The organism is Enterococcus sp. DIV0970a (assembly GCF_051711265.1).
Taxonomy (GTDB): Bacteria; Bacillota; Bacilli; order Lactobacillales; family Enterococcaceae; genus Enterococcus_D; species Enterococcus_D casseliflavus.
Genome location: NZ_JBIOMF010000001.1, coordinates 467,669 through 480,389, shown reverse-complemented (window position 1 = coordinate 480,389; position 12,721 = coordinate 467,669). Strand labels below are relative to the sequence as shown.

Here is a 12,721-nt window from a genome sequence, read left to right as displayed (position 1 = left end):
TCCTAATGACATTGTCCCGTTTTCTCTTTCATCCGTCAAGAATTCGTCGGACTTTTTTCTGCGTTTTTACCGATCAGACCTGCCTATTGCTCCTGTTGGTACTTTGACGGTGCGCAGCCATAGCGCTTCGCAAAGAGCCGATTAAAATGGTTGATGTTTTGGAACCCAGATTGAAACGCCGCCTCTCGAATCGTTAGTGTTTCGTTGCTGCGTAAATAAAAAAACTTTTGAAACCGAGCTTGCAATAAATCTTCTTTGGGCGTGGTATGAAAAAATTGTTGATAGAGCTTATAGAATTGGCTTTTACCGATGGAAAGCTCTCGGCTAAACTGGTAAAAATCCCATTGCTGTTCGCAATTGACTAACATTTTCAACCGCATCGCTTGAAACAGTTGATAGTGTTCGTTTTGTGGTTGCGGGATGCTTTCTTCAAAATTGCGTTCAAGTAAGACCAATAGGTTTGTCATATACGCCGCGATCAATTCTTCCGTGTGCCGTTGTGGCAACAAGGATTCATGATTGATCTTTTGGATCAATTTGTTGATTTGTTGAATATTTTTCGGCTGGAACAGTTGATTACAAGGGATCGCATAGGTTTCTTCGATCACCTGATCCGTTTGAAACTCAACAAAGCTATTAAAAAAATCTTCTTTGCCACGATAATCTTGATAGACGGTTGGAGGAAAAAGAATGCAGCTACCTTTTTCACTAGTTTCTTGATGACCATCTTCAAAAGTGAAAACCATTGGAGACAACGTCAACACGAAAAGATAATGCTTTAAGCCAGAGGGGCGATAAATATGATCGGAAACAGCATTGTGCATTTGAAATCCTGAATAGGTTACGTTCAACTTCTCACTCCTTCCTACTTGTCTTTAGTATAAAGAAAACGGACAAAACGTCAATAGAATAAGACAGAATGTAGTGTTTATTTTCATGGACTATCGCTACAATGAAAGAAAAGAAAGGGGTTGCAAAATTGAAGAAAACTACGATGTATTTAGACAAACACTTTATTTTGGCACCAGTCGACGAACGGATCTACGGCTCTTTTGTGGAGCACTTAGGGCGCTGTGTGTACGAAGGGATCTATCAACCAGAAAGTCCTTTTGCCGATGAGCAAGGCTTTCGTCAAGATGTCGCTGCCTTGATCAAGCAGTTGAATGTGCCGATCGTCCGTTACCCAGGAGGCAATTTCGTCTCTGGGTATAAATGGGAAGATAGCGTCGGCCCTAAAGAGCAACGGCCAGCAAAAATCGATTTGGCCTGGCGGGTAATCGAAAGCAATCAGTTCGGCTTAAACGAATTTATGGATTGGACCAAACAAGTCAATACGGCACCGATGATGGCGATCAATCTTGGGACACGAGGAATCGAAGCAGCGAAAAACTTGATCGAATACACCAATTTAAAAGGCGGCAGCTATTATAGTGACCTCCGTCGTGCCCATGGGGTGGCCGATCCTCATGACATCAAACTTTGGTGTCTAGGCAATGAAATGGACGGTCCTTGGCAAGAAGGACATAAGACAGCCGATGAATATGGCCGGCTCGCAGAAGAAGCTGGCAAAGCGATGCGTTTGGTGGACCCAACGATCGAAACCGTCGCTTGTGGTAGTTCTTCTCTCACGATGCCGACCTTTGGCATGTGGGAAGATACAGTATTAAGTCATTGTTACGATCAAGTCGACTACATTTCCATGCACCAATATTATGGCAACCGTAACGGCGATAGCCAAGATTATCTAGCAAGCAATGTCGCAATGGATCAGTTCATCAGTCAAGTCGCAGCAATCTGTGATGCAGTGAAAGCCAAACGCCGAAGCAAGAAGACGATCAATATTTCCTTCGACGAATGGAACGTCTGGTATCACTCAAATGAACAGGATCAAAAAATTGAACCTTGGAGTCAACACCCACCACAATTAGAAGACGTCTATCACTTTGAAGATGCGTTACTCGTCGCAAGCATGATGATCACGATGCTTCATCACGCAGATCGCGTTAAAATCGCCTGCATGGCACAGCTGGTCAACGTGATCGCACCGATCATGACTTCCGATACTGCCGCTTGGAAACAAACGATTTTTTATCCCTATGAAATGATCAGCAACTATGGTCGCGGTCACGTGTTGCATAGTATTCTTCGAGGGGCTGATTTCGATAGCAGCCACGGAAAAGCTTCTTATGTGGATGCCATTGCGATCGAAAACGAAGATGACTATTTGACCTTTTTCTTAGTAAATAAGGATTTGCAGGATGCCAATGAATTCACTTGCGACTTGCGTCAATATGATTCATTGCAAATCGCTACCCATCAAGTCTTGCACCATCCAGACTTGCATGCCGTCAATACCGAAGCAACCCCGAACAACGTTGTGCCAGTCAATGGAAAAACAGCGGAATTGAATGACGGCATTTTGCGTGTCGTCTTGGAAAAACAAAGCTTCCAGATGCTACGCTTGAAGAAAAACGGCAGCAAGTAACGAGTATATCTGTTTAAGCAAAAAAAAGCAGCAGCCTTGGTGACATCCTGAAAAAGCGAGACTTTTACGGAGTGGAGAAATCCACTCCTTTTTTATGATCCCCCCTGTTCACTTGCTATTTTTCGCATTCTTAACTGATCTGGGCAAAAAGGCGGCAACTGCCAGCTTGTTTTTCAAAAAAAGAGACGACAAAAGAACACCCTGCGGCAGCTAAGATACCGCAGGGTGTTCTTGATTCATTGTTTAGCCGTTATAGGCATCAACGATGATTTGTTTCAATTCAGAGATTAGTGGTTCTTTTGGATTTGCTGTTGTACATTGGTCTTCATAAGCCAATTCAGCCATGCGATCAACTGTTGTATCTAGTGTTTGTTGAGTGACGCCTTGCGCTTTCAAGCTCATGTCGATACCCACAGATTGTCCTAATTCGTAAACAGCTGTTGCCAATGCTTCAACCAATTCAGCCGTTGTTTTGCCTTTAAGGCCTAAGAATTTCGCAATGTCTGCGTAATCTGTATCGGCACGGAAGAAGTCATATTTAGGGAACATTGCATGTTTTTGTGGGTCTTTGGCATTGTAACGGATGATGTGCGGTAAAAGAATCGCATTTGTACGTCCGTGAGGAATACCATATTCACCACCGATTTTGTGGGCTACTGAGTGACAAATACCTAGGAATGCATTGGCGAAGGCCATACCTGCCATTGTTGAGGCATTATGCATTTTTTCGCGAGATTCCATATCAGGTGTTTTCACTGATTTTTCTAAGTAGTCAAAGACTAACTTGATTGCTTGTAAGCTCAATCCACGAGTGTAATCAGATGCCATTACTGACACATAAGATTCGATCGCATGAGTCAAAACGTCCATTCCAGTGTCTGCTGTAACAGAAGCAGGTACTGACATTACGAATTGAGGGTCAACGATTGCAACATCTGGTGTCAATGCGTAATCAGCTAATGGGTACTTCACGTGTGTTTCACTGTCAGTGATAACCGCAAATGGTGTTACTTCAGAACCAGTACCAGACGTTGTTGGGATACAAACGAATTGCGTTTTTTCTGGTTTGTCGATCTTGTATGTCCGTTTACGGATATCTAAGAATTTTTGTTTCGCGCCGAAAAATGAAGTATCTGGGTGCTCATAGAACATCCACATGCCTTTGGCAGCATCCATTGCTGATCCACCACCAAGGGCGATCACTGTATCTGGTTTGAAATCAACCATCATTTTTGTTCCAGCGTAAACGGTGTTTGTTGATGGGTTTGGTTCTACGTCAGAGAAGACTTCGATTTTCACGTCATTTTTACGACGAGCAAGTACTTCACGAACCGTATCGCAATAGCCGAATTGAACCATACCAGGGTCACAAACGATCATGACACGTTCAACGTTTTCCATTTTCTCCAAGTACATTAGAGAGTTCTTTTCAAAGAAGATTTTTGGTGGCAATTTAAACCATTGCATATTATTTCTCCGTTTCGCTACAGTTTTCACGTTGATCAAGTTCACAGCAGAAACATTTCGTGATACAGAGTTTTTCCCGTATGAACCACAACCAAGTGTCAATGATGGAATCATTTCGTTGTAGATATTTCCGATACCACCTTCTGCAGATGGTGTATTAACTAAGATACGGCAAGCTTTCATGCGTAGGCCGAATGCTAATTGCAAGTCTTCGTTTTCAGTGTGGATCACCGCTGTATGGCCTAATCCGCCTAAATCAAGCATTGCTTCACATTTTTCGAACGCGTCTTCTGTGTTGTTTGCTTTGATCATTGCTAAAACTGGAGAAAGTTTTTCTCTTGATAGTGGGTAATCAGCACCGACACCGTCAAGTTCAGCGATCAATAATTTTGTTCCTTCTGGTACGTTGATGCCTGCTAATTTCGCGATTTCCATTGCTGAATGTCCAACGATTGCTGGATTTACGGCATATTTTCCTTCGTTCATCACGGCATCTTCAAGTTTTTGTAATTCTTTTGCTTTTACAACATAGACTTGATGTGCTTCAAATTCTGCTTTCACAGAGGCATAGACTTCTTTATCAACGATCACTGCTTGTTCAGAGGCACAGATCATTCCGTTATCAAAGGTTTTTGATACGATCAAGTCATTGACTGCTCGTTTCACTTTCGCTGTTTTTTCGATATAAGCAGGTACGTTCCCTGGTCCAACACCTAATGCAGGTTTACCAGTTGAGTATGCTGCTTTGACCATGCCAGCGCCACCAGTTGCTAATACGATCGCAATTCCTGGGTGGTTCATCAATAAGCCAGTCGCTTCGATTGATGGATGTTCGATCCATTGCACACAGTTTTCAGGTGCCCCAGCAGCGATGGCTGCATCACGAACGATACGTGCAGCTTCTGCTGAACATTTTTGTGCAGATGGGTGGAAAGCAAAAACGATCGGGTTACGTGTTTTCAAAGCGATCATTGCTTTAAAGATCGTTGTAGATGTTGGGTTAGTTGTTGGTGTTACCCCACAAACGACACCAACTGGTTCAGCGATTTCGATCAAGCCTTTTTGTTTGTCTTCATTGATCACGCCGACTGTTTTGTCATGTTTGATACTGTTCCAAATATATTCTGAAGCGTACATGTTTTTGATCGCTTTATCTTCATAGATACCACGGCCAGTTTCTTCTACTGCCATTTTAGCTAAAGGCATATGTTTGTCTAATGCTGCCATTGCCATTTCATGAACAATGTGGTCCACTTTTTCTTGATCAAAGCTTTCCATTTCTTTTAACGCCACATTTGCCTTCGTTGCTAAATCGTCAATCATTGCTTGTACGTCGATTGTCACTTCTTTTTCCAATGTCTTAGCCATTGTATGTCCTCCTAGTTTTTAAACATGTTTTGTTTGTTAACTACTTCACATACAGATCATACAACATCTTTTTTCGTTTGTAAATAGTTTTTGTGATTTTTTTCACAGTTTTATTAAACTCCCATTAAATTAAGCGTTTTCATCATTTCGTACTGCAATATTCCTTGAAAAAACTGTCCTAGGCAGTAAGAAAAATGAATGTGTTATATTGAACAATATCTAAATTATTTATAATGATTCGTGAACATGTGGCTTACTTAAAACGGACCATTCCGTAATCCGCTGCCCTTTCTCAATGAATTGCTTTTTACGTCCATACTCACAAGCTTTCAACACTAGCGGTGAGGCATTGGCGGCGTGAAATTGTTCCAGCGGCAAAAAGACACAGCCTAACGAATCTTGTCCATCAAACTGCGGGACATGTGAAATTGGTGCTCCTGCTGTTTCTTCGATTTGATAAAAAACACAGATATGATTGTTCATTGTTGTCTCTTTGTATCGCCAAGGATAGAGAAAATTAATTGTTCCTAATTGATGATAGCTAGTGACGGTCATGCCGGTTTCTTCTTTAAATTCTCGACACAGCGTGTCTTCCAGCAATTCACCTGCCTCCATGCTGCCGCCTGGTAAATCATAGCGGTTTTGATAAGGTCCCGCCTTCTTTTTGATGACGGCCAAGCAGTTGCCTTGAAACAAAATTCCATATACTCCAAATGCGGTATGGTACATCTTCTCAACTCCTTTTATTGATCATATATCTTCCAGAAGCAAGAAGCAACAGATTGCCAAGTTTGGCTTTATCCGCTGCTTTTGCATTTCTAGTCGATGAACCAAAAAGACTGCTGACGAATCCTCTATCGCCAGCAGTCTTCTATTAATTGCCTAATCGCCTGAAGGAAAAACCCCCGCTGATTCTTTAAATTCACGAATATCGGAAGCTGAAAGTACATTCAAGAAGGCGCATAGCAAGTGAATGGTTTGACGATAATCTTCTTTATGAATCACCAAGCGGGAAGAATGCATATAGCGGGTGGGGATCGACAGGGTCATTGCTGGGATGCCTTTCATTGCTTTATGGATATTGCAGGCATCGGTGCCGCCAACAGTCATAAAATCGTGTCGGAAAGATAGCTGCTGCTCAAAAGCGAGTTCTTCCATTTTTGCCACAAGACCGGGATTGCCGATCGTCAATGAATCAAGTACGGAAAGCACGGTCCCTCCGCCTAATGTCAATCCGCCCTGATCAAACAAGGTATCTTCAGCTGTCGTCACATCCAATGCGATCGCTAAATCCGGTTTGATTTGGTGTGCGGCCGTGCGTGCACCGCGAATACCGACTTCTTCTTGAGTTGTAGCAGCAAAATAAACATCCACTGCCAATTCTGAAGAAGCTAAGTTTTTCATTACTTCGATACAAGCTGCTACGCAAACGCGATCATCCCAAGCTTTACCCAGCAAAAAATCAGGATCATTCATTTCTCGAAACATCGTATGCGGCGTGACCATATCCCCAATGGCGATCCCCAGATCTTTTGCAGCTTCTGCTGAGGCCACACCGAGGTCTAAGTAAAAACGATTTGCCGGAATGACTTTGTTTTTCTCGTCTGTCGGCATACCATGAGGCGCACGGCTTCCGATGACGCCCACAAATTTCTCTCCAGATACTGTGGTGACACGCATTTCCTGTGCCGGCATGACGTGTCCCCACCATCCGCCTACCGGCAGAAGTTTTAGATAGCCCGCATCTGTGATTTCTTTTACCATAAAACCTACCTCATCCATGTGAGCAGAAAGCATGACTTTCGGTGCATTTTTCTGTGTGCTTTTTTTGACGAGGATCAGCGAACCTAAGGCATCATAGAACAAGTCATCAACATATGGCTGTGTATATGCTTTGACGATACGAGACACTTCTTTTTCCCGCCCGCCTATACCATCAGCTTCACTTAGGGCTTTCAGAAGCTGAATATCTATTGTTTGATTTGTCATTAAAATCGTCTCCTAGCGGTTTTCTTCTTTGAAAGATCGGATTGCTTCTTCGTCAAGCTCAGTCAAAAAACGCGCCAATGCTTGCAGTGCTGTTTCATAGTCGCGGCGGGCAACGACTTGAGAAGCAGTGTTCTTGTTTCGCACAGACAAACTCGCTAACAAAATAGGACATCCGGTACGCAATTTGTTGAACCAAGCCCCATCTGATGCTTCAAAGGAAAAATAACTCTGACAGGGCAGATTCGCAGTTTGACAAACTGCTTTCAACCGCTCCAGCGGCAAGCGATTTGGCAGAACGGTCGGATTGTAATACGTTAGCAGAAGGCCTTTACCCAAAAAACCTTGCTGATCTTCTTGTTCGTTTTGGTAATCCATTGCCTGGGCAGTATCAAGAACGATCGTAAAATCCGGCGCTGTTACATTGGCTGCTGTCTGAGCTCCTCTGGTACCGACTTGTTCCTGCACCGTACAGCCGATCATCAGATCGTAGGGCAATTTGACACTAGCAGCTGCCATTGTTTTGACTAAATCAATGGTTTGACTAACATTGATGCGCCCGTTCCAATTGGACGCAATCCATGCTTGTCCATTACTGGTTTCTTTCATTTTCGGCGCAAAGGTCACCATGTCGCCTAAAATGATTTCCTCTGCTAAAACCGCATCTTTTGATGAAAAACCAAAATCCAACAGTACTTCATCTTTTTGACTTTTGCCATGATTGTCTTTATCGATGCCTAAAACCACCCCAAAATACTTTTCACCGCTACGGGTGATTAGCCGAACTTCTTGCCCCAGCAAGCTGTTGGCTTCGATTTTTCCCATGATGAGTCCGCGGATCAGTCCATTTGCTTCGATTTTTTTCACGAAAAAGCCTGCTTCATCCATATGAGCGCTCACCAGCACTTTAGGAGCCGCCGGTCTTTCTGATCGAATGACGGCATAAATAGATCCTAGATTATCGTAGATGATTTCATCGCAATAAGGCGCATACTTTTTTGCCAGTAATGCGGCTATCGGCTTTTCTCGTCCGGAAACACCAGGTGTATAAACGACTTCTTCTAACTGACGCATTAATTCTTCCATATTCTCGCCCTTTCTAATAGCAGTGCTGTTCAGCGAAGGCAGTGATCTCTTGGTGTGCTGCTTTCATTTGGCAAAGCGTCAGCATATCATTCATTGCCTCGGTCAATCCAGTACCGCCTTTTTTCGGCATCTTCACGATAGTGACTTGGTCTTTATATGTTTCAATTGCCTGCTGGCACTCTGGCGACATGGCGGCAACTGCTGGGATCTGTACTTTTTCTTCAATGATCTGCGCTGTTTGGGCAGCCATCTCGCCATACTTTTCATAGTTGAAACAAGGTCCGCATAAGACCGCATCTGCTCCGAGTTTTTGAGCCATAGCAGCAATTTTTAGTGACGATTCTTTCGGATTTTGTAAATAATAGTCATCTCCGCAATAAATAGTGGCGAGAACATCGATTTCCTTTTGTTTCAGCAATTTCTCAAACATTTTGACTGATCCGATCGCCGTTTTTTGTCCGCCAAGCGGCTGATCACCATGCTCCTTGCCGCCTAATCCTGCTTGAATCTGATCTAATAGAAAAATAATTTTCATGGTTGCATCCTTTCTAAAGCAAATGATCGATGGAAAGATCATCAAAAGATAATTCCAAAGCGTCATTTTTGGCTTTTTCTGCTTCACGTTCTTCCTTCAGATATTGTTTGTCCAGCGTCATAATAAACGGATAATAGATCAAACACCCAATGGCTAACAAAACAAACTGCCAGATTGACGCTACCAGACTACCGGTACTCAAGTAGCCGGAAAAACCGATCGGAGTTGTCCATGGTAAAGATACCCCTGTTGTATAAGGAATCAATCCAAGATTCGTTACGAGAGTCGACAGCAAAAGATTGATCATCGGCACGGCAATAAAGGGAATAATGATAATTGGGTTCAATACGACCGGCAAGCCGAAAATGATTGGTTCATTGATCCCGAAAATCCCCGGCACTAGTGATAGTTTCCCTAATTCTTTGATTCGTTTTGATTTACAAAACAGCACCATGATGATGACTAGTGACAACGTCGAACCGCCGCCGCCAAAATTGGTAAAGAAGTTTGAAAATGGATCGGTAAAGATATTCGGTAACGCTTGTCCCGCTTGAAATGCATCTAGATTTTCCATCGTTAAAATACGCAAAATCGGTGAAAATACGGAATTGGCGACTGCTGGACCATTGATGCCGAAGAACCAGAAAATCGTACATGCCAGACTGTAAATCAATTGGGCAGTCAAGGTATTGCCCGCTCCCTTGAGAGGCATTTGCAAGACATTAAAAATAAAGTCATGTACGGTACCATACGCGGTCAATCCAAATAAAATGTTGATAATAAAGAATAAAAGCATAACGAGGGCACTCGGAATCAATGCGGCAAATGATTTTGTAACAGCAGGCGGAACCCCATCTGGCATTTTGATCGTCCACCCTTTTTTCGTTGTATAGGCATAGATTTCAACAGAAAGGATCGCTGTCAGCAAGCCGACAAAAATACCGTTTGTTCCTAAATGATTGAAAGAAAGCCCGCTTATTGGGTCCGCAACGCCTTCAACTACCAATTTATTCGGCGTTAAGATCAAAAAGGCGATGACGGCAACGGCTGCTGCTTGGATTGGGTCGGTCTTCTTTTCTCTTCCGTAGGCATAGGCTGTTCCTAAGCAGGAGAAAAAACCGACCGTATTAAAGACAGAACCGGAAACTCTAGTCACCCATGATTCCCACCCGCTGCCAAAAAGACCTGCCCAAAATTCTGACCATCCTGGTATCGGGAAATTGGCAAACAGCAAGAAGATCGAGCCAACGATTACCAGCGGCGTTGTGATTAAAAAACCATCGCGTACAGCGATCAAGACTTTATTTTGTCCGAGTTTGACTGCCAGAGGCATCAAAATATTTTCAATTTTATTGAACATTCCATTCTTCCTTTCATCTTGTGTCTTTCATGGTAAAGCTGGTTGATTCCTTGATCAGACTGGTGCTTTGATCCGTTTTTCATAAGCCTCCAACCATTCTTTCGTGATGGGTTCGATCACGGTTGTCTGCTCAGGTCCTGGTGTTGCCATAAAAATAGCAGGCTCTTGATTGGTGGTTGCGACACTAAAGGTAAATTCTACATTGGTTGCCACCCCCCAGCGACCCTGTTTATCTAAGGCGATCAGCGAGAAGGCGCCGGCTTTGCCGTAGCGCTTCTTCAATCGCGCTTCAAAGCCGTAAACGGCTTGATCACATGCTTCTTGCGGTGCTAGCCCTTCTCCCATCAAACGGACGATCTCGTAGGAAAGGCAGCCTTTCATCAAGTCTTCCCCTAACCCTGTGGCAGCGGCACCGCCGATTTCACTATCCACATAAAAACCAGATCCAGATAAAGGTGAATCGCCAACACGACCGCTTTTTTTCATAAATAAACCAGAACTAGAGGTTCCTGCTGCCATGCTTTGGTGTTCATCCAGCGCAACTACTCCCACTGTATCGTGGCCGTCATAGGGATCGAGGTTGTTGGCAGCGATCTCTGCTTTGCGCTTTTCCCAAATAGTTTTGGCTCGCGGTGTCAGCATCTCTTTGGGCTGGAATCCTTCGGCAAGCGCATAAGCGACCGCTCCTTGGCCGATCCGAAAACTATTAAATTTCTCCTCACTTAGGCTGCGTGCCACGGAAATAGGATTTTCCACATCGACGATCCCAGCGACGGCACCAATTTTGAAGGTATCACCATCCATGAAGGCAGCGTCCATTTCCAACACGCCTTCTTCGTTTGGCAGTCCGCCATACCCCACCGATTTATAAAATGGATAATCTTCCACTGCTTTAATGGCTGTTTCTACTGCATCTTGGCAGGAGCCTTGTTGCTCTAATATTGCTTTAGCAGCGAGCACGCCATCGTGTGCCATCCGCCATGTAGCAATCATTCCCCACATAACTATCCCTCCATTTTTCATAGCGCTTTCAAGTATATTCTATACGGTATATACTATTATGTCTATACTAAAAAAAAGAGTTTCTCAAAAAAATTGGAAAAACTCTTCTTCGTTCGTGTCTTCGCTTATTTTGTCAGTGCTTGTAAGCTGCGCAAATAAATTTCAAGATTCGTCCGTAGATCGGCAACCGCCATGTACTCATCTTGGTTATGAGCGATCCCTTTTTGCCCTGGAAAAGACGGACCAAAAGCAAGGATGTTTGGCATCTTGCGGGCATAGGTTGCTCCTGTAGTGGTCACGGGGGTTGGATCATTGCCCGTTACTTGGTGATAGATCGTCGATAGCTTTTGGATTTCGGGGGCATCTTTTGATCGGCAGAACCCTGGAATGCTGCGAAGGATCGTAAGGCTTGCCCCTTTTGGCAATGCCTTTTGCACCCCAGCGAGCACTTGTTCCTCCGTTACCGATACAGGATAGCGGAAGGCCACTTCTAACGCTAGTCCACTGGCGGATTTTTGGAGAACCACAGGGGTCAAGATCAATTTTCCTGAATCAGCATCTTCTAGTACCAAATCAAGGCCTTCGCCATAGTGCTGCTGGTGAAAACTTTGGGTGATCCACTGAAAAGCTGCTTGCAATGACGGTGTCGCCGCCAGTTGCGGTGCCGCTTGCTGCGCAAGTTTTGTAATGGCATTGTCCCCTAGCTCAGGGGCATTGCTAGGGGAGCGTTTGCCTAGTGCTTCAAAGGACTGGCTGCCTACGGTTACCGACAGGTGGTCTGGCACATGATCGCGGAATTGATCGCCAGAAAACGCAGCTAACAGCTGAGTTTCTTGGACGGGCAATGGAAAATCAAGTTGCACGTTGACGACACCCCGTTCGCCGTAAACCACTGGATACTTGCAGTCTGGCGTAAAACCAAAACGCGGTGGCTGCTCAACCGCTAGATAATGCGGGATATCCGACATGCCGCTTTCTTCATCTGTACCGAAAATGATCCGCAGCGGTAATTGCGGTTGATGACCAAGGTCTTTCAATACTTTCATGGCAAACAAACAGCTGATGATCGGGCCTTTGTTATCTAAGATCCCTCGGCCATAAAAGTTGCCGTCTTTTTCAGTTAGTGCAAACGGTGGGTAGCTCCAGCCAGAACCTGCCGAGACGACATCCAAGTGTCCTAACACACCGATATAGTCGGTATCCGTTGGTCCCCAATGGGCATAGCCGATCGCATCATCGATGATCGTTGTTTGAAACCCGTATGCTGCGCTTTTTTCCATGACGTATGCTAACACTTCTCGTGGTCCTGTGCCATAAGGCGCATGGGGTGCCGGCTCACCTTTGACGCTTGCGATCTGCATCACTTCGCTCAAAAGCGTGAGAAATTCTGACCAATTGGCTTCAATACTTGCTGTGAGTGGATCCATTGTCT

The 12,721-nt window shown here is 44.3% G+C and carries 10 protein-coding genes; 1 reads left to right on the top strand and 9 read right to left on the bottom strand.

What is annotated here, in order from left to right; all coding sequences use genetic code 11:
• Window positions 1–83: 83 nt before the first annotated feature.
• On the bottom strand, window positions 84–851 hold the full coding sequence (locus tag IGK14_RS02255; RefSeq protein WP_010748756.1) for an AraC family transcriptional regulator: 768 nt from the start codon (window positions 849–851) through the stop codon (window positions 84–86).
• A gap of 101 nt (window positions 852–952) precedes the next feature.
• Here IGK14_RS02255 and arfA point away from each other — a divergent pair, with 101 nt between their 5' ends.
• Complete coding sequence (gene arfA, locus IGK14_RS02250; RefSeq protein ID WP_010748755.1) at window positions 953–2,485, top strand: arabinosylfuranosidase ArfA; 1,533 nt, start codon at window positions 953–955, stop codon at window positions 2,483–2,485.
• 243 nt (window positions 2,486–2,728) lie between these two features.
• On the opposite strand, the gene adhE is transcribed toward arfA, so the two are convergent.
• From adhE to IGK14_RS02210, 8 genes are all read right to left on the bottom strand, one after another.
• Window positions 2,729–5,320, bottom strand: coding sequence for a bifunctional acetaldehyde-CoA/alcohol dehydrogenase (adhE, locus tag IGK14_RS02245; protein WP_010748754.1), 2,592 nt, complete (start codon window positions 5,318–5,320; stop codon window positions 2,729–2,731).
• A 228-nt stretch (window positions 5,321–5,548) separates the two neighbouring features.
• Complete coding sequence (locus IGK14_RS02240) at window positions 5,549–6,049, bottom strand: NUDIX hydrolase (RefSeq protein ID WP_010748753.1); 501 nt, start codon at window positions 6,047–6,049, stop codon at window positions 5,549–5,551.
• 153 nt (window positions 6,050–6,202) lie between these two features.
• Window positions 6,203–7,309, bottom strand: coding sequence for a M42 family metallopeptidase (locus tag IGK14_RS02235; protein ID WP_010748752.1), 1,107 nt, complete (start codon window positions 7,307–7,309; stop codon window positions 6,203–6,205).
• Window positions 7,310–7,321: 12 nt separating this feature from the next.
• Complete coding sequence (locus IGK14_RS02230; RefSeq protein WP_010748751.1) at window positions 7,322–8,392, bottom strand: M42 family metallopeptidase; 1,071 nt, start codon at window positions 8,390–8,392, stop codon at window positions 7,322–7,324.
• Between the two features lie 13 nt (window positions 8,393–8,405).
• On the bottom strand, window positions 8,406–8,927 hold the full coding sequence (locus IGK14_RS02225; RefSeq protein WP_010748750.1) for a GrdB-related putative oxidoreductase: 522 nt from the start codon (window positions 8,925–8,927) through the stop codon (window positions 8,406–8,408).
• Between the two features lie 13 nt (window positions 8,928–8,940).
• Entirely contained in the window at window positions 8,941–10,287 is a 1,347-nt protein-coding gene (locus tag IGK14_RS02220) for a PTS sugar transporter subunit IIC (RefSeq protein WP_010748749.1), read from the bottom strand.
• Window positions 10,288–10,341: 54 nt separating this feature from the next.
• Window positions 10,342–11,289, bottom strand: coding sequence for a N(4)-(beta-N-acetylglucosaminyl)-L-asparaginase (locus IGK14_RS02215; RefSeq protein ID WP_010748748.1), 948 nt, complete (start codon window positions 11,287–11,289; stop codon window positions 10,342–10,344).
• 125 nt (window positions 11,290–11,414) lie between these two features.
• Complete coding sequence (locus tag IGK14_RS02210; protein ID WP_010748747.1) at window positions 11,415–12,716, bottom strand: Sapep family Mn(2+)-dependent dipeptidase; 1,302 nt, start codon at window positions 12,714–12,716, stop codon at window positions 11,415–11,417.
• Window positions 12,717–12,721 lie beyond the last annotated feature (5 nt).

Bases quoted from the DNA above. Each gene is read 5' to 3' on its own strand.
- arfA (WP_010748755.1), top strand. From the start codon at position 953: ATGAAAGAAAAGAAAGGGGTTGCAAAATTGAAGAAAACTACGATGTAT.
- adhE (WP_010748754.1), bottom strand. From the start codon at position 5,320: ATGGCTAAGACATTGGAAAAAGAAGTGACAATCGACGTACAAGCAATG.
- IGK14_RS02240 (WP_010748753.1), bottom strand. From the start codon at position 6,049: ATGTACCATACCGCATTTGGAGTATATGGAATTTTGTTTCAAGGCAAC.
- IGK14_RS02235 (WP_010748752.1), bottom strand. From the start codon at position 7,309: ATGACAAATCAAACAATAGATATTCAGCTTCTGAAAGCCCTAAGTGAA.
- IGK14_RS02230 (WP_010748751.1), bottom strand. From the start codon at position 8,392: ATGGAAGAATTAATGCGTCAGTTAGAAGAAGTCGTTTATACACCTGGT.
- IGK14_RS02225 (WP_010748750.1), bottom strand. From the start codon at position 8,927: ATGAAAATTATTTTTCTATTAGATCAGATTCAAGCAGGATTAGGCGGC.
- IGK14_RS02220 (WP_010748749.1), bottom strand. From the start codon at position 10,287: ATGTTCAATAAAATTGAAAATATTTTGATGCCTCTGGCAGTCAAACTC.
- IGK14_RS02215 (WP_010748748.1), bottom strand. From the start codon at position 11,289: ATGTGGGGAATGATTGCTACATGGCGGATGGCACACGATGGCGTGCTC.
- IGK14_RS02210 (WP_010748747.1), bottom strand. From the start codon at position 12,716: ATGGATCCACTCACAGCAAGTATTGAAGCCAATTGGTCAGAATTTCTC.